Annotated in this window: 16 protein-coding genes; 12 read left to right on the top strand and 4 right to left on the bottom strand. The window is 52.7% G+C overall.

Annotated elements, in window-relative coordinates; translation table 11 throughout:
• Positions 1 to 40: 40 nt before the first annotated feature.
• Both lptF and lptG read left to right on the top strand, forming a co-directional pair.
• A complete protein-coding gene (lptF, locus tag ACL7TT_RS02800; protein WP_413393019.1) occupies positions 41 to 1,213 on the top strand; it encodes an LPS export ABC transporter permease LptF in 1,173 nt (390 codons plus the stop codon).
• Entirely contained in the window at positions 1,206 to 2,267 is a 1,062-nt protein-coding gene (lptG, locus tag ACL7TT_RS02795; RefSeq protein WP_413393017.1) for an LPS export ABC transporter permease LptG, read from the top strand. The genes lptF and lptG overlap by 8 nt, the downstream gene beginning before the upstream one ends.
• A 9-nt stretch (positions 2,268 to 2,276) precedes the next feature.
• On the opposite strand, the gene ACL7TT_RS02790 is transcribed toward lptG, so the two are convergent.
• From ACL7TT_RS02790 to ACL7TT_RS02780, 3 genes are all read right to left on the bottom strand, one after another.
• Positions 2,277 to 2,768: an RDD family protein gene (locus ACL7TT_RS02790; protein WP_413393015.1), complete on the bottom strand. Its 492-nt coding sequence runs from the start codon at positions 2,766 to 2,768 to the stop codon at positions 2,277 to 2,279.
• Positions 2,769 to 2,840: 72 nt separating this feature from the next.
• Positions 2,841 to 3,329, bottom strand: coding sequence for a hypothetical protein (locus tag ACL7TT_RS02785; RefSeq protein ID WP_413393013.1), 489 nt, complete (start codon positions 3,327 to 3,329; stop codon positions 2,841 to 2,843).
• Positions 3,330 to 3,711: 382 nt separating this feature from the next.
• Complete coding sequence (locus ACL7TT_RS02780; RefSeq protein ID WP_413393011.1) at positions 3,712 to 4,416, bottom strand: class I SAM-dependent methyltransferase; 705 nt, start codon at positions 4,414 to 4,416, stop codon at positions 3,712 to 3,714.
• Between the two features lie 83 nt (positions 4,417 to 4,499).
• Here ACL7TT_RS02780 and ACL7TT_RS02775 point away from each other — a divergent pair, with 83 nt between their 5' ends.
• The 4 genes from ACL7TT_RS02775 (at position 4,500) to ACL7TT_RS02760 (ending at position 7,970) form a co-directional block, all read left to right on the top strand.
• Positions 4,500 to 6,134: a GMC family oxidoreductase gene (locus ACL7TT_RS02775; protein WP_413393009.1), complete on the top strand. Its 1,635-nt coding sequence runs from the start codon at positions 4,500 to 4,502 to the stop codon at positions 6,132 to 6,134.
• Positions 6,131 to 6,940: a putative RNA methyltransferase gene (locus ACL7TT_RS02770; RefSeq protein ID WP_413393007.1), complete on the top strand. Its 810-nt coding sequence runs from the start codon at positions 6,131 to 6,133 to the stop codon at positions 6,938 to 6,940. Before ACL7TT_RS02775 ends, ACL7TT_RS02770 begins: the two co-directional genes overlap by 4 nt.
• A gap of 150 nt (positions 6,941 to 7,090) precedes the next feature.
• Complete coding sequence (gene tadA / locus ACL7TT_RS02765) at positions 7,091 to 7,546, top strand: tRNA adenosine(34) deaminase TadA (RefSeq protein WP_413393005.1); 456 nt, start codon at positions 7,091 to 7,093, stop codon at positions 7,544 to 7,546.
• Positions 7,533 to 7,970, top strand: coding sequence for an ion channel (locus ACL7TT_RS02760; RefSeq protein ID WP_413393003.1), 438 nt, complete (start codon positions 7,533 to 7,535; stop codon positions 7,968 to 7,970). The genes tadA and ACL7TT_RS02760 overlap by 14 nt, the downstream gene beginning before the upstream one ends.
• Positions 7,971 to 7,994: 24 nt before the next feature.
• Here ACL7TT_RS02760 and ACL7TT_RS02755 read toward each other — a convergent pair whose 3' ends face one another.
• Positions 7,995 to 9,080 carry a glycosyltransferase family 25 protein gene (locus tag ACL7TT_RS02755; protein WP_413393001.1) on the bottom strand — a complete coding sequence of 362 codons (1,086 nt, stop codon included), beginning with the start codon at positions 9,078 to 9,080 and terminating at the stop codon, positions 7,995 to 7,997.
• A gap of 808 nt (positions 9,081 to 9,888) precedes the next feature.
• Between ACL7TT_RS02755 and ACL7TT_RS02750 the strand changes: the two genes are divergently transcribed.
• The 6 genes from ACL7TT_RS02750 (at position 9,889) to ACL7TT_RS02725 (ending at position 16,248) form a co-directional block, all read left to right on the top strand.
• Positions 9,889 to 11,937, top strand: coding sequence for a multicopper oxidase domain-containing protein (locus ACL7TT_RS02750; protein WP_413392999.1), 2,049 nt, complete (start codon positions 9,889 to 9,891; stop codon positions 11,935 to 11,937).
• Positions 11,938 to 12,255: 318 nt separating this feature from the next.
• Positions 12,256 to 12,546 (top strand): LexA family protein, encoded by a 291-nt coding sequence (locus tag ACL7TT_RS02745; RefSeq protein ID WP_413392997.1) that lies wholly within the window; start codon positions 12,256 to 12,258, stop codon positions 12,544 to 12,546.
• Positions 12,547 to 12,645: 99 nt separating this feature from the next.
• Entirely contained in the window at positions 12,646 to 13,101 is a 456-nt protein-coding gene (locus ACL7TT_RS02740) for a Y-family DNA polymerase (RefSeq protein ID WP_413392995.1), read from the top strand.
• A gap of 405 nt (positions 13,102 to 13,506) precedes the next feature.
• Positions 13,507 to 14,298: an ABC transporter permease gene (locus ACL7TT_RS02735; protein ID WP_413392993.1), complete on the top strand. Its 792-nt coding sequence runs from the start codon at positions 13,507 to 13,509 to the stop codon at positions 14,296 to 14,298.
• Positions 14,295 to 14,963, top strand: coding sequence for an ABC transporter ATP-binding protein (locus tag ACL7TT_RS02730; RefSeq protein WP_413392991.1), 669 nt, complete (start codon positions 14,295 to 14,297; stop codon positions 14,961 to 14,963). The genes ACL7TT_RS02735 and ACL7TT_RS02730 overlap by 4 nt, the downstream gene beginning before the upstream one ends.
• Before the next feature lie 52 nt (positions 14,964 to 15,015).
• Positions 15,016 to 16,248 (top strand): hypothetical protein, encoded by a 1,233-nt coding sequence (locus ACL7TT_RS02725; RefSeq protein ID WP_413392989.1) that lies wholly within the window; start codon positions 15,016 to 15,018, stop codon positions 16,246 to 16,248.
• Positions 16,249 to 16,381: the final 133 nt, after the last annotated feature.

The following is a 16,381-nucleotide window of genomic DNA, read 5'->3' as shown; positions in this document are numbered from 1 at the left end:
ACCCGACCGTGTGTGGATTGCTGTACCCAGTGGGAAACTTGTGCAGTATCACACCATTGCCATCGAGGAATGTCTTCGCCCCGTGATTATCTTCCGCTATCTCTGTCGCGAGCTGCTTTTTGCCACGCTGGCAGTCAGCGCAGTCCTGCTGTTAATGGTGATGAGCGGCCGATTTGTAAAATATCTGGCGGAGGCTGCGGCAGGTGATATTTCGGCCGATATCCTTTTCTCCCTGATGGGGTTCCGCCTGCCGGGTTTTCTGGAGTTGGTATTGCCGCTGGGTTTGTTTGTTGGAATTCTCCTCGCCTACGGACGGCTCTATATAGAGAGTGAAATGACGGTGCTGCACGCTTGCGGGTTCAGCGAGTGGCGTCTGCTGATGTACACCCTGGCGCCGGCGTTGATGGTGGCTCTGCTGGTGGCTTCCATGAGTTTGTACTTCTCACCGGCAGGGGTGGAACAATCTTCGAGCCTGTTAAATGCGGAAAAAGCCCGCAATGAGTTTGACCATCTGGTGCCGAGAAAATTTGTCTCTACCGGGGATGGTCGCGCGGTGTATTACGCCGATTTCCTCAGTAAGGACAAATCCACCATGCAGGGGGTATTTCTTGCCGAGCTGGGCGACGCGGGTGCCGGGACTGAAGCGGGTCACCAGGTAGTGATTCGCGCTCGTGAAGGTGTGCAGGAGATAGATCCGGAGACGGGATTGCGCTATTTGGTATTGCGTGACGGCTACCGCTACGAGGGTGTTCCCGGTCAGCGGGATTACCGCCAGATGGCGTTTGCCAGTTATGCGGTACTGTTGGAAGCGCCGCAAATGCGCAATCGCTGGCGCGACCAGATGGAGTCGGCTTCGACTCTGCAACTGCTGGGCAGTGACGATCCCAAGGAAAAGGCCTTTCTGTACTGGCGCTTGAGCCTTCCGCTATTGGTACTGGTTGTTGCAGTATTGGCAGTGCCGCTGTCACGCACCAACCCGAGACAGGGACGGTTTGCCAAAATGATCCCTGCGGTGCTGCTGTATATCACTTATCTGGTGACGTTGCAGGGGGTTCGCGGCGCGATTGAAGACGGCGAGATTGCTATCCCGGGGATGATCTGGCTGGTGCATCTGCCTTTTCTGCTGCTTGGGCTGTTACTCCTCACTGGCAAAGGGTGGTGGCGCAGACCCGGACGCCTGCCGGAAGGGACAAAGGAGTCGGCAGATGCTTAAGCTGGATCTCTATATTGGGCGCACCATCGCCCTGGCAATAGGTGCCGTACTGCTGGTTATTCTCGGCCTCGATATCGTCTTTGCCATTGTCGATCAGTTGAGTGAGTTCGAGAGGGGCTATGGCTTAGCTGAGGCAGTGCAGTATGTGGTCTGGACGCTACCTGCTCGAATCTATGGGCAGTTGGGTTTTTCGGCACTTGTGGGCTGTATGGTTGGACTGGGTACCCTGGCCGGTACCAGCGAACTGACCGTCATGCGCGCCGCCGGTGTGTCCATTGGCCGTATTGCCTGGGCGGTGATGAAACCGATTCTCGTGCTCATTGTGTCGGGGCTCGCCCTGGCAGAGTTTGTGATTCCCAAGACCAATGCGATTGCGGAAGGCAACAAGGCCAGGGCGCTGGGAGAGCTTGAGGCCAGCGGCCTGGAGCGAGGGCTCTGGTTGAGAGACAGCGGTGAATTCGTGCACTTCAATGCCGCCTTGCCGGATGGAGCGCTCTACGGGGTAACCCGCTACCAGTTCGGTGACAACCGGGAGCTGGAGAGAGTGGAATTCTCCGAGCGCGGCCAGTTTACCGGACAGCAGTGGTCGCTGGAGAACAGCCGTATTACCTCGTTTTCCACACAAAACTCCCACAGCGCACAGTTGCCAACCAGTGCGTGGAAAGCGGAAATCTCACCGGAATTGTTTGCGCTGATTGTGCCGCTGCCCTCGGATCTCTCGCCGCGGAATCTGTGGTCCTATGCCACTTTCCTCGATCGCAAAGGGGAAGACGCCAGCCGCTATTGGCTGCAATTCTGGAAAAAACTCCTGCAGCCACTCACGATTGCCGCCCTGGTGATGGTGGCTATTTCCTTTATATTCGGTCCACTCCGGGAAGTGACCACCGGGCTTCGGGTCTTTTCCGGCATTATTGTGGGCATCGTTTTCCAGACGGTGCAGGATATGCTCGGCCCCTCCTCGCTGGTGTTTGGCTTCCCGCCATTTCTCGCGGTACTACTGCCGATCGTGCTGTGCTTTGCCGCTGGCTGGTTATTGCTCAAGCGTGCGCGCTGAGCAGGCGGGCTATTTTTGCTTCTTGGGCAGCAGGCGCACCTGGGACTTGGAGATCAGATCGTGCCAGCTGGCCTTATCCGGCCTGGCCCAAGCGGAAAAATAGCCGAGGCCCAGGCAGGCGATAGAGAGGGGGCCCACTGTGGCACGCAGGAGGCATTGCCCCCAGGTCAATTGGATGCCGTCTGGGTTGGCCAACAACAGTCGCCAGGCGCGCATGCCGACTGTTTGTCCCGCCGCACGCCACGACCAGAAAAAATAGCCGGCAATAACCGCCACTGCACCCAGTTGGAAGAGGGGGCCTCCCACGCAGGGGCTGTAATCGAGGGTTTCCGGTTGGCAATGCAATCCCCCGAACACCGATGCCACAGGTAGGGCGACAAAGCCGTAGACCATCATTAGACCCGTCAAGATCAGGAGGTCGTAAAGCAGTGCCGCCAGGCGCCGTCCGACACCGGCGATGGGCAGTTTCGGGAACGAGGTCGCACGGGTTGAGGTACTCAAGGTTGTCTCCGCCAATACCAGTTGGCGGAGATTCTAACAAACTTGGGGGCAATCAGGAGGGGCCTTCAAGCGCTAAAACTCATACTCAAAGGAAAAACGAAACTTGTCGTTGGAGAGTCTGATGTCGTAATCGATGACACTGCCGATTTTTCCGCGATTGGTGGTATAGCGAAGCAGACTGTTCTGTACAGTCCGCTTGTTGCGCTGTTTGTAGGTTTCCCAGCCCATTTTCAGGATTTTGGAAACTACTTTACCGCCGGTGGTGGGGCGAAATTCATCCGGGTTGGTATGCATTTGCAGCCACTGGTAGTTCAGGCGTCGCTGCACGCCGCTCATGGTGTTATTCCTGAGGTAATCTGCGGCCTGGAATAAGGCCGTGTTATCCATGGCAAAAGCACTGTCGGAGAAAAATACACTTTCCGATTGTATATTCAGTGCCTGGTGGGAATCGGGGATAAACAGGTCGTCGGCGGAGCAGAGGCAGCAGGCGGGAAGTAAGAGTAGTCCGAATGTCTTTGCCAGGGTGCTGTGCAAACTGATTCGGAAACTGCAGAGTACCATTCTATCTCCCCCAAAGGCATGACGATTCACTTAGGTGGCCGCAAGCGGTGGTTGAATTAATTATGGGACACCTATGTCAATGTGTTTTCCTGTATTAATTAGGCGGCTGTTGCAACTTTTCATACTGGACAGTCGGGAAATGGCAGTTCCTTCCCCGGAGACCGCATGAATTGGGGAGTTTTCCATTTTTGTCCAAGGGGTCGGATCTGTGAGCAGGATGGCGCCAAGGTTTTTTTATTATTTTTTTGATATTGTGGCGCCAGACTTGATGAAAAATTGATCTTGTGCGCCGGGTCTGTCGATCTTGGCGGCCGCCCGGTCTATCGTTTCCACAGGGCATCTGGCGTGCACCGTATCTATACTGAGAGGCCAGTAAAGCCCTTCAGGGCGAAACGCCGGTGTCAGATCTAAGCTGTCCACACAGGATCAGGGAGGCGGGTTTGCCTGTATCCGGATGGAGAGGCTCCTGTAGCGCAGTCAATGCGAAACCATTGTCGATAAACAGTCTGACCCAGCTCGACAGCGTACGAAAATACCAGGGTGGTGTATCTGCAAAGCACCCTTCAATGCCCTCCCAGGTTCCCGCCCTCCAGCCGTCCCGATAGCACAATTTGTCGCAACAGAGCGCGGGATGTAAAGTTTGCACCAGCAGATGTCCTCCGGGATACAGCAGTTCCCTCGCCTCTGTGAAGAAACCCTCTATGGACTCACCAAACAGTGAGAAATTGCACACCGCCAGGTCAAAGTCTCGCTGTAGAGTTTTGGCGCATAAATTCTCGTAACAAAGCAGCCGAAACTCCTGGTGTTTTCCCGCGCAGTGCTGTGCCACTTCGATTAGCTGGGCGACGCCATCAATGCCGCAGACCTCTATCCCCTCTGCCGCAAGGGCCCGGGCCAACCAGCCCTCCCCGCAACCCACATCCAACACGCTCTTGGGTTTGCACGCCCGCACCGCATCGATAATTGCCCGGTCGGTTACCCGCCTGCGGCTGGGGATTGCGGCCTCTTCTATTACCCGCACCCACTCTCTGGCATTTCTGTGCCAACTCTGCAGGATTTTACTATCGCTGAATTCGCAATCCCTCACAATGGATTCCCCGCCTGGCTGTTATTCGCTTCTGGTTGAGTGTACCGTCGTGGGAAATCCAGTTGCAAAGGGGCCACGCTCTTATGTCTGCTCAAATGGTGTTTGATTATGTGATCGTAGGTGCCGGTTCTGCCGGCTGTGTACTGGCCAACCGACTGAGCGCCGATGAGCAACACCGGGTTTGCCTGCTGGAGGCAGGGCCGTCCGATAGCAGTCCGCTGATTTCAATGCCTTTGGGTATCGGTCACCTGCTGCCGGGTACCCGCTACAACCTTCACCACTACACCGAGCCCCAGGTGCATTTGCTGAATCGCCGCCTGTTCTGGCCGCGGGGACGCACTCTGGGCGGCAGCAGCGCTATCAATGCCATGGTTTATATTCGCGGTAGTGGTGAGGACTATGATGCCTGGGAGGCTGCCGGCAACCCCGGTTGGGGATGGCGGGACCTGTTGCCGTACTTCCTTTTGGCCGAGGGCAATGAGCGGGGAAGCGATGCCCACCACAGTGGCTATGGCCCCCTGTCTGTTGCGGACTTGAAGTGGAAGACGGAGGCGGGGCAGGCATTTGTACGGGCTGCGCAGTCCGCGGGGCACAGGCTTAACATGGATTTCAATGGCAGCCAGCAGTCGGGCGTCGGTTTTTATCAGGTCACCCAGCGCAGGGGGCGTCGCTGTTCTGCGGCTGCAGCGTATTTGCATCCGGTCAAGAGACGGCCGAATTTGCGTATCCGTACCCGAAGCCCGGTTGCCCGCTTGATTTTAAGGGGAGACAGGGCGACGGGGGTGGAATTGATCAACGGCAAGCAGATTCTGGCCAACAAGGAGGTTCTGCTTTGTGCCGGGGCGATCCAGTCTCCACAGATTCTCCTGCTTTCCGGCATTGGCCCACAGGAAGAACTGAGCAAATTCGACCTGCTGCCCCAGAATCATTTGCCCGGTGTCGGGAAGAATCTGCAGGATCACCTGGATATCACTCAGGTTATAGAGGCGTCGGCGCCGGTGAGCTTTTCTGAGTCCTTGTGGCCCAAACTGCAAAGCGCCTTGCGCGCGCCCGAGTTTTGGTTTCTGAATCGGGGACCGCTCACCAGTAACGTGGCCGAAGCCGGGGGATTTGCCAGCTCCACCCTGGCCAACGGCTGTCCGGATATTCAATTTCATCTGACTGCGGCACCGCTATTTCATCACGGCCTGATCAAGAAGCCCGGGTACGGGTATTCCCTGCACGCCTGTGCGCTGCGCCCCAAAAGCCGCGGAGAAATCACCCTGGATACGCAAGATCCGCGGGCGCTGCCGCGTATTCAGCCTCGTTATCTCAGTGAAGCTGAGGACCTGCAGGTGATGTTGGAGGCATTTGAGATGGCCGGGGATATTCTCGCCCAGGAGGATTTACTGCGCTATCAGAAACGCCACTGGCTGCCGGAGCAAAAGCTCACGAACAAAGCCGCTATAGAGCACTTTATTCGCCAGAATGCTGAGACCATCTACCATCCGGCGGGAACCTGCAAAATGGGCAATGATGAACTTGCCGTGGTTGATGCCGAGTTAAAAGTGCATGGGGTGGATGGACTGAGGGTTGTGGACGCCTCCATAATGCCCACCCTGATCAGCGGCAACACCAATGCGCCTGTGATCGCCATTGCGGAAAAGGCGGCGGATCTTATCCTGCAGCGCGATTCGCTGTCATTGATGAAGCATATACAACATCAGGAAACTGAATGATCTGGCAATGTCCTCTCTGTGCAAAGCCATTGATACCCGATCATAAGCGCTGGCACTGCAGTAACCGGCACAGTTTCGACTGTGCCCGGGAGGGATATGTCAATCTTCTGCCCGTGTACCGCAAACGCTGTAAAGAACCCGGGGATTCGGCACAGATGCTGCGCGCGCGGCGGCGCTTTCTCAAGGCGGGACACTACCGCCCGCTGGTAGAGGCGATTACAGCGCTGCTTCCCTATAAACCGGGGGGCAATCTGTTGGATATCGGTTGTGGCGAGGGCTATTATCTGCGCCAATTGGAGTCTGCCGGCTGGCACGGGCACGCGCTTGCCGGGGTGGATATTGCCAAGTTTGGGGTGCGTATGGCGGCCAAGTCGGACAGCGGCGCCCAGTTTGTCGTGGCGAGCAATGTCAATTTGCCAGTTGCCTCGGATAGCGTGGACCACCTGTTGCGTATTTTTGCACCAGCGCCGGATAGCGAAATGTTGCGGGTCATAAAAACCGGGGGATACCTGTTGGATGTCTCTCCCGGTCCGGATCATCTATGGACCCTGAAAGGTCGACTGTATAAAGAGCCGCGCAAGCACCCTGTGCCCAGGGCTGTGAAAGGGCTTTATCCCGAAGTGGATCTGCGTTGCTGCTTTCCACTTGAGCTGCGAGGCTGTGCGGCAATTGCCGACTTCCTCGCCATGACACCGCTCGCCTGGAAGGGAAACCGGGAGACCCGCGCTGCATTGGCTCAGCAGGACAGCCTGACACTGGAAGCCGACTTTGTCGTACGCCGTTTTATTAACCCTGCATCCAGATAGCGCTTTCATGGCCTGTCTGATGATCGCTATTGAAATATCGGTACAATTGCCGGAGCTACCTGTATCCCAGGGCGCGTATCATTCCCTCGGTGGTATTAAGACCCACCTCAGGGCTGTATATGGGTGAAGCAGAGGTAACAAGCAAGATTCATGGCAACACCAAAAGATTACGGATTTATGCGTAGAGCCCTGGAGCTGGCAGAAATTGCTGCCTCGCGTGGCGAGGTGCCGGTAGGGGCGGTTTTGGTGCATAACGGTAAGGTGGTCGGTGAGGGCAGCAATCGCCCTATCGGAGACTGCGATCCCAGCGCTCACGCGGAAATTGTCGCCTTGCGCCACGCTGCCGCGGGGCTGCAAAATTACCGCCTGCCAAATACTACGCTGTATGTAACCATCGAGCCCTGCACCATGTGTTTTGGCGCATTGGTGCATGCGCGGGTGGGGCGCCTGGTCTACGGTGCCTGCGAACCCCGTGCAGGCGTTGTAGAGAGCCACTTAAGGTTGGGCCAGAAGGACTTTTTCAATCATAAAATTTATATAGAGTCCGGGATTATGGCTAAGGAAGCGGGAAGACTGGTGCGCGAGTTTTTTTATGATCGACGCTGAAACAGCCTTTGCCTTTGTGATCAATTGCATTGTTACCGCGGCCGTCGTGCTGATTCACCAGACAGTACTCAATGTGCTCACTCGTATCGGGCAATGGCACTCCCTGCGGTACAATGTGGGGCTTATGATCGGGGTATTTGGCGCACTGCTGGCTCATGTGGCGGAGATCTGGCTGTTCGCCTACAGCTATTACTTTATGGTGAATTCACCGTATTTTGGCACACTGATTGGTAACTTTAATGGCAGCCTGCTGGACTGTGCCTATTTCTCGTTCACCACTTACACTTCACTCGGTTTCGGGGATATCGAACCGCACGGGCACCTGCGTTTTACTGCGGGTCTGGAGGCGCTGACGGGATTGATGATGATTACCTGGACCGCTTCGTTTATGTTCGTGAAAATGCAAAGGCACTGGGAGAGCTAGCACTGCCGCTCTCTGAAGCGGGTGTCAGGGTTTTATTCTCACCGTGCGTCCGGTACGTCGATGGGGTTTTTGTGCCGGATAGAATGCGCGCGCATGGCGGATCAGATAGTAATGCCGCCCGACACTGCGCCACAGTTTTCCAATAGGGTGCAACCAGTACAGCCATGGGGTGACCTTGGTCTTGCCCATATTGGACTTCACGATGCTGGAAGCGTGTTCGGTCTCCCACAGCAAATGTGGTTCGACGCCATACAGGTGCAGATCGAATTGCCAGAAGTGATCAAAAACTTTGTCGATGGGTTCCAAGATACGGTTGGCATAATTCAACACTTTCCGCATCCCCTCCCGGTTGATGAGGTATCCCTGGGCTCCGCACCAGCCGCGCTCGGGGCGCACGAGTTTGTGGATACCATCCCCCAGGATTTTTACTACCCGGCGCTTCCTGAGCTTGAGCCCCATCAGGCGGATCATCTCCACCTCGGGGGGCAGGCGCTCCAGCTCTGCCAGGACCCTGCCAAAATCCGGCTCCAGCTGCACATCGTCCTCCAGAATACAGATCCTGTTGAATCCGGCCCGGTATGCGCGGTTTATGGTGCGAAGGTGGGCCAGATAGCAGCCGATTTCAGAACTTGTCAGCTCGCATAAGTGGCGCCAGCGGGTGGCTGCATTGGCGATATATTCACCCGCTTCAAGCCGGGGAAAATCCGTGCGGCCGTCGATACCGGCAACAAGATCAGTGCGCAGACGCTGGCTCCTAAGGACGTCCAGCAGGCCGTGTACACCCTCACCTCGGGGATGGAGAGTGATCACCCAGCAAGGGGTTTGGGCGATATAAGCGGTGACTTTTTGCGCCCGACGCTCCAGTGTCGAGCGGCTGGGCGGAGGTCGTCGCAGTCGCTGGTTATGCTGGGAAACATTCGGTTTCCGTCTCCCGCCAGGCTTTGTCAGCGCTTGCATCTGCCTGGCGTTGGATGGCGCCGCTTGGCGGTCAGCGCTTCTACAGGGGGGGATTGCTGCCCATAGGATTGGGAGATAGCAAGGACTGGGCCTGCCGGCGGCTTGAAGGGTGAACTGGCGCTTCAACTTTTGCCAGTACTGCTGGAGTATCATGGCTGGTTTCTACTATCCGCCAACAGATAGAGCCACGGGTTTGTACAGCACCACAATTCAGGTGGGGCGGTGTATGACATGGGAGGGTCCCCTGTATCTGCCACAAGACACCTGAGCACCGGGGAATCCTACTATCCGGACTCGGAGTAGTCTGATAACAACCTGTTCAGGTGTGTTCCCTGTTGCCCCCTGGCATTGTCTTTCTGAAAGCAGCCTACTTTCACTCAACGCAATCTCCATGCGGTCGATGTCGCAACTACAATTGGATACTAATGTTTGACTCTGGAGTCGGGTGTTTTTCGTGCTACCGCTGCCAGTTTTGCTGAGGGATGGTCGTTGTTCTCTCCCCTGACACAAGCGATAGCCGGTCTGGTGAATGGGCATTGGCAGGGCGGGTGGCCGGCAGTGCAGCGTTTGCAGGTCTGTGTGGATTGTTGGTGCGCGGAGTATGTGTTCCGTGATTCCTGGTTCGTTTTTTAATATCTACACAGTGATCGAATACATCAATGCAATCATGCACGATTGCCATGGCAATCGTGGTGGAGAAAGCCCCTGGGAATCAGTAACAAGAGCGTCAAAAATTTCCGGGCAATCAAGAGGCAGGGGGCAAAATGGACCGGGGTACGCATGGCATATTTTTTAAGAAAATAAAAGATTGAGCGATAAGAGAAAAAATAGCGCTTATTGTACAAGTTGCCGGCTAATTTTTCCGGCTTGTTCCAGATGTGCCTTTGTCAGTGAGGGCTGAGTATATTTTAGAGATAGCAACATGAAAATTCTGCTTTTATGGATAAGTTGGATTCTGCTGATGTTGATATCACTGCCGGCGTTATCAAAACGTGTGGAATACACCTTGGTGGTGGATCGTGAGCCCAGAAGTATTACAGGAAAAACGGTGCAGGCGATCACCATTAACAGCCAGCTACCTGGTCCGACACTGGAATTTGTCGAAGGCGATTACGCTGTAATGCATGTGGAAAACCACATGGAAAAACCCATTACAATCCACTGGCACGGTCTTTTGGTGCCCAACCATATGGATGGTGTGCCCTATGTAACCAATGTCCCCATTATGCCTGGTAGTGCTTTCACCTATGAATTCCCGATCAAGCAGAGTGGCACTTATTGGTATCATTCGCACTTTGGCTTGCAGGAGCAGTACGGTCTGACTGGTCCTATTATTATTCACCCCAAAGAGCGCCCCCCCAATGCACCAGTTGATCAGATCATTATGCTGGCGGATTGGAATGATGAGCGCCCGGAAGAGACACTGCGAAAGCTCAAACGCGATAACGAAGGCTTTGCCATCCGCACCGGTAACTCGCAAACCCTGGTTGGCGCCATTCGGGCGGGAACCATCGGCAATGTGACTAAACGGAACCTGTATTCCCTGATCAATGCGGAGGTTTCCGATATCGCTTACGACAGGGTTATCACCAATGGCCGAAAGGACTGGGTTGTGGATCAGCCAGCCGGTCGGCAGGTCCGGTTGCGGGTTATTAATGGCAGTACTTCCACGTATTTTTACCTGAACTATGCAGGCGGTCCAATGACCGTTATTGCTGCCGATGGCCAGGATATTGAACCGATTGAGTTGGAGCGGATGTTGATTGCCGTCGCGGAGACCTACGACATACTGGTCACGGTGCCCGAGGGCAAAAGCCTGGAGTTTCGCGCTACTAATTACGATGGTTCCAACCATACCTCCAGTTGGATCGGGCGTGGCGAAAAAGTCTTTGCGCCGGCTATCGAGAGACCGAATATCTATACCTACGCAGCCAACGTGGGCACTGAAATGATTCAGCGTATCCAGAAGAAGCATAAAAGCTCCGGGGGGATGCCTAAATCAGATATGGGGCATATCACTAATATCGAGGGCTCCATATTGACCGGTGGCGATGCACAACAACGTCCACCAGCCCCTTACCAGCAACTGCGCTCAGTCACTTCCACCGCCCTGCCCAAACACGCCCCTACCCGTAGTGTGAAATTGATGCTGACCGGTGATATGAAACGCTATGTGTGGTCCATGAATGGCAAAACCCTGAGTGAAGATGCTTATATCAAAATCAAGAAAGGAGAAAATGTGCGGTTTGTGATGGTAAACAGCACCATGATGCGCCACCCCATGCACCTGCATGGGCACTTTTTCCGGGTAGTGAATGGCCAGGGCGATTATTCACCCCTAAAACACACGGTGGATGTGGCACCGATGAGCACCACCATGATCGAATTTAAAGCCAACGAGGAGAAAGACTGGTTCTTCCACTGCCATATTCTGTATCACCTGGAGTCCGGTATGGCGCGAATCGTTCACTACGAAGGCACGGAAGTGTCTCCGGAAATTCAGGCGATTCGCTATAAAGCACTGGAAGACCCCTGGTATGCCTGGGCGGATATTGGCCTGCAGACCAATATGAACACAGGCTTCATGATAACGCGCAACAATCGTAACGATGTATTTCTGACCTGGGAGAGCAACTGGGACAACGAGTATCAAGCAACGCTCGGGTACTATCGCTTTGTGAACCGCTTTTTCTCCGGTTTTGTGGGCGTTAACACCGATACTGATCTTGACCCCCACCGCACCCGTGCCGTGGCAGGCTTCTACTGTCTTTTGCCTTTCAAAATTAATGCCCTGTTGTGGGCGGATGACCGCGGCAACGGACGGATCACGATTAGTCGGGAGCTGGCGATTATTGACCGGTTCGGGTTAGGTTTTGAGTACGAGTACGATTCCTTCTCCAAATCCGAATACGTCGTGGAACTCACTTATTGGCATTCGGATTTTTTATCCTTTGCTGCCAGCTATCACAATGAATATCACGGTGGCGTTGGGGTGTTACTCCGGTTTTGAAGTTTGTTTTGTGTCCGCTCTCCCCTGTATAAAGCACTCCGCTCAACGGTTTGATCAGTGAGGTAAAGGTGCTATCTGAACTCCTGGAAATTCCTGTCTGGTGGAGTCCTTTGAGCACGGCATTCATGCCGGTAGTGGATTTGGCTTTGGGAACTCTATAGTCGGTAAAATGACGCTGCGAGCAAAACCCAAAGGCAGGGGAACAATCAGGCTGGCTATGTGAATAATACCCGGCCTATCGGTCAGCTTCCACCCTTGGCGGCAGTGGCTTACAAAGATAAACTGTATGTGCGTACAGGATTTAAGTAGCACCCCCGAATGAAATACTTATCCTTATATAGCTGCAGCATTGCTTGCGGCTTCCCGTCCCCAGCAGATGATCACAAGGAGGCCAGCCTTAGTCTTGATGAACACTTGATCACTAAACCCGCGGCAACTTTTATCGCGCGTGCCAATAGCGATTCGATGCAGGGGCTTGGGATCTTTGACCGGGATCTGCTGATTGTCGACCGCTCCCTGGAACCGGTACAGGGCGATGTGGTGGTGGTCGCTCTGGGTGGCCATTTGGCCTGCAAAGTGCAGGATCGTCACCACAGGCGCCTTTTGTAGACAAAAAGCAAATATCCTCCAATCCCTATCCGGGAGGGGCAAGACTTGAGTGTGGAAGGGGTGGTCAAGGCCTCCGTTCGCTACCATCGGCCTCTGTGAATGCTGGCATTGGTGGATTGCAACAGCTGTTACGCCAGCTGTGAGCAGATTTTTCGGCCGGATCTTCGCGCTAAGCCGGTGGTGGTACTCTCCCTTAACGACGGTTTTATTGTGGCACGTTCGAAAGAGGCCAAATCGTTGGGTATCGGGGATCTTGAGCCCGTCTTTAAGATCGAGCCTCTGTTGTGGCTGCACCAGGTGGCTATCTTCTCCGGCAACTACCCCCTTTATGGGGATATCTCGCACCGGGGGATAACGACCTTGCGGCAGTTCAGCTCGGAAGTGGAAGTGTACAGTATTGACGAAATGTTCCTTGAGCTTCAGGGCCTACAGAAGCATTGGCTGGATTACGGACGGCAGATTCGCCAAACGCTGTGGCGGGATGCTCATATGCCCGTGGGTGGAGGTACACATGCGGATGTTTACATTTTTGACGGTCATAGATTGTTTATCTGATGAGCTATTGGTAGCAGTTTGTCTAATGATGACAGTAAGAATGGCTCCTTTTCGGACTTTTCCAACTGTGTAACGCTTCCATTATTTAGGAGCCAAATAGGATCGGTAAGCAAGCTGCAGCTAATGCGTAATGGCGTGCAATAGGTATGGTGTGACGCAGGCAGTGGGCTGTGGTAGGATGCCGCGCAAAATGGGGTTTGAGGCGAACACCTCAAAAAATTGGCTATATAACATGTGGTTTAGATGTTGCTAAGAGTCAGAGAGTTAGGTATGGCACAGCTTTAGCTGCTCAGGGGTCAATTTTATGAAATAAATCTCCTTCAGATGAGCTCAGCTAAAGTATAAATGTTTCTCGGCTTGATTGTGAAGGGACTGGTTCACATATATTTAAGAAGTTAGAAAGATATGGGTCCTACAGTTCAGCGTACCGTTTGGCAGATCCAGCGCGATGTGATTTATGCGTTGCTGGTTAGAGAGATGAAAACCCGCTTTGGCAAATGGCGGCTAGGCTATGCTTGGGCCCTACTTGAGCCGGCAATGCACATCATGGTGCTGGCGGCAGTTTTCAGTTTTCTCGGCAGGGAGTTCTATCCGGGCATACCTACTTTGTTATTTATGCTGGGGGGCATAGCGCCATTTCTATTTTTCAGCCACTGTTTTTCCAAAAGCCTGGCTACAGTAGCTTCCAATCGCGGGCTATTTAATTATCGCCAGCTACGCCCTTTTGATGCTGTACTCAGCAGAGTTTTGCTGGAGTTCATTATTTACCTGTTAAGCCTGATCGCATTGCTTGTTGTGCTGGCATGGTGCGGTGTGCAAGCCGCCTTCGGTAATTTTCTTTTGTTGGTTGAAGTCAATGTTCTTTTTTTTGGCTTTTGCTTGGGCTTGAGTCTGGTCCTTTGTGTTGTGGGAGAAAGGTATCCAGAGTTTTCTAAAGTGCTTCCTGTGCTTGTGCGGCCTTTGTACTTTATGTCAGGTGTATTTTTTTCGCTCGACCAGATTCCAAAAGAGTATCATCCATATTTGATCTGGAATCCCTTGTTGCATGTAATAGAACTTACCCGCCAGGGCTTGTTTGCCAGTTACCATGGCATGTTTTCCAGCTTTCAGCATCTTGCATTCACTGCAATCGGAATGCTGGCATTTGGGCTGCTGGTTTATAGAGTGAGTTGGCGTGATTTGGTGCGCACCCAATGATTAAGTTGGAGAACCTTACAAAGTCTTATCTAACGCCCCAGGGTCGTAATGTACTGTTCAAAGCTGTAAATGCTACTTTTCCTGAGGGTAAAAATATAGGCATTCTCGGGCGCAATGGAGCAGGTAAGTCAACTTTGTTGCGTATTATGGGGGGGATTGACTATCCCGATGCCGGGCGAGTGATTACGAATCAAAGAATATCCTGGCCGATGGGGCTGTCTGGTGGTTTTCAGGGGAGCATGACCGGCAGGGAGAATGTTGCCTTTGTCTGCGGACTTCACGGTATCTGGGGTGCTGGCCAACGCAAGGTGATGGATACAGTTCAGGAGTTTGCCGAAATTGGAAATTATTTCGACGCCCCGATTAAAAATTATTCTTCAGGTATGCGATCACGCCTCGCTTTTGGGTTGAGTATTGCTGTTGATTTTGATGTCTACCTGGTAGATGAAGTCATGTCAGTAGGGGATGCCCAATTCAAGAATAAATGTGAAGCGGTTATTGCTGAAAAGCGCAAGACCTCCACTTTTATTATTGTTGCCCATTCGATGCCATTGCTGAGAAAAAATTGTGAAGTGGGAATCTACCTTGAAGAGGGAAGAGTGAAAATTTGTGGCTCTATGGATGAAGCTATTGCTCTGTATCTGAAAGGCGCAGCTTCTCGGTAGAAGAGCAATATAGCATCGTAAATATTCAAATAAGAAGTGTATATTAAAGTAGATGGAAGAAAAAAATTCGCGTACAGATGAGCAAATCGAAATAGTGGGGAGTAAGGCACTGCGGGGGGTGGTTAATACAGTAAGGAAAACTGTTGGAAATCTCTCAGATCATGTGAGTGATACACACCGAAAGCCTGTAGAGTTTTTACGCCGCTGGCGTGGCTTGTTGCTCTTTGTCGCAGCTCCTCTGTTGATTGTTGGAGCTTATTACGCATTCTGGGTCTCAGAACGTTATGTGAGCCATGCGCAGCTAATAGTGAAAGACAGCGCCGCCCCTCAAGCGACATCCCACTCGCTGGGATTTTTGGTTCCGGGTATAGGATCTGATAATCAGGATGTTTTTCTGGTGGTCAATTATATCCAGTCTTTGGATATGGCGTTGTATCTGGATGAAGAATTAGATCTTGCGAATTATTATAAGAGCAATCGCCACGATGTATTCTCCCGTCTTGATGCGGATGCAACCCAGGAAGACTACCTGGTGTATTATCGACAGCATATTGGCGTTGGTCTGGACGAGGCTACAGGTATTATTTCCATTGAGATGCAAGCGTTCGATTCGAGTTTTGCTCAGCATCTAGTCGAGACTGTTATTCAAAAATCAGAAGATTTTGTGAACGCAATCAGTAATCAGCTTGCAGATAAACAGGTTGATTTTGTAAAAAGCGAATTGGCATTAGCCCAGAAAAATTTACGTAGCTCAAAACAGGAAATTCTGGATTTTCAGAACCGTAATAATATTGTGAGCCCGGAAGAGCTTACCAAAGGAATCGGTAGTATTATCCAGGGGCTTGAAGCCAAACTTGCAGAGCAACGTGCCGAGTATACGGCGGCAAAGACCTATTTGAACCCGGATTCTTCCCAGATTATTTCCATGCAGTCGGGGATCGACGCACTAGAGCATCAAATTGAAATGGAAAAAGTTCGCCTGGTGGGGATAGATAAGGAAGGGAAGCAAAGACTGAATAGCTTGGGGGCACAGTTTCAAAACCTGGAACTTGATCTTCAATTCGCAACAGATGCCTATGCGGCCTCTTTAAAAGCTTTAGAAACTGCCCGTATGGAAGCCTCTGGAAAACTGAAACACTTGATGGTGGTCGCACAACCCTCTCTGGCAGAAGAAGCGGGATATCCGCGTAAATTATATAATTTGACGAGTTTTGCCGTTATGTTGCTGTTGCTGTACGGGGTTGGAAAAATGCTGGCTGCCAGTATCCGTGATCATAGAATGTAGGAAGATCCTTATAGTACAAAGTTGACCCCACGCAAGAGTAACGATATTTCTGTGGTAGGTTTGCAAGAGGATGGTGGGTAAGGCAGTAATATATTTTTGTTGGATAAATAGTACAGAAAATGCTTGCAAGAGC

The sequence above is a fragment of the Microbulbifer jejuensis genome, assembly GCF_047289955.1.
GTDB lineage: Bacteria > Pseudomonadota > Gammaproteobacteria > Pseudomonadales > Cellvibrionaceae > Microbulbifer.
The sequence above is the reverse complement of the archived record's forward strand: the minus strand, read 5'-3'. Positions and strand labels throughout refer to the sequence as shown.

Bases quoted from the DNA above. Each gene is read 5' to 3' on its own strand.
- ACL7TT_RS02785 (WP_413393013.1), bottom strand. From the start codon at position 3,329: ATGGTACTCTGCAGTTTCCGAATCAGTTTGCACAGCACCCTGGCAAAG.
- ACL7TT_RS02735 (WP_413392993.1), top strand. From the start codon at position 13,507: ATGGGTCCTACAGTTCAGCGTACCGTTTGGCAGATCCAGCGCGATGTG.
- ACL7TT_RS02760 (WP_413393003.1), top strand. From the start codon at position 7,533: ATGATCGACGCTGAAACAGCCTTTGCCTTTGTGATCAATTGCATTGTT.
- ACL7TT_RS02740 (WP_413392995.1), top strand. From the start codon at position 12,646: ATGCTGGCATTGGTGGATTGCAACAGCTGTTACGCCAGCTGTGAGCAG.
- ACL7TT_RS02750 (WP_413392999.1), top strand. From the start codon at position 9,889: ATGTTGATATCACTGCCGGCGTTATCAAAACGTGTGGAATACACCTTG.
- ACL7TT_RS02770 (WP_413393007.1), top strand. From the start codon at position 6,131: ATGATCTGGCAATGTCCTCTCTGTGCAAAGCCATTGATACCCGATCAT.
- ACL7TT_RS02725 (WP_413392989.1), top strand. From the start codon at position 15,016: ATGGAAGAAAAAAATTCGCGTACAGATGAGCAAATCGAAATAGTGGGG.
- ACL7TT_RS02775 (WP_413393009.1), top strand. From the start codon at position 4,500: ATGTCTGCTCAAATGGTGTTTGATTATGTGATCGTAGGTGCCGGTTCT.
- tadA (WP_413393005.1), top strand. From the start codon at position 7,091: ATGGCAACACCAAAAGATTACGGATTTATGCGTAGAGCCCTGGAGCTG.
- ACL7TT_RS02745 (WP_413392997.1), top strand. From the start codon at position 12,256: ATGAAATACTTATCCTTATATAGCTGCAGCATTGCTTGCGGCTTCCCG.
- lptG (WP_413393017.1), top strand. From the start codon at position 1,206: ATGCTTAAGCTGGATCTCTATATTGGGCGCACCATCGCCCTGGCAATA.
- ACL7TT_RS02755 (WP_413393001.1), bottom strand. From the start codon at position 9,080: ATGATACTCCAGCAGTACTGGCAAAAGTTGAAGCGCCAGTTCACCCTT.
- ACL7TT_RS02730 (WP_413392991.1), top strand. From the start codon at position 14,295: ATGATTAAGTTGGAGAACCTTACAAAGTCTTATCTAACGCCCCAGGGT.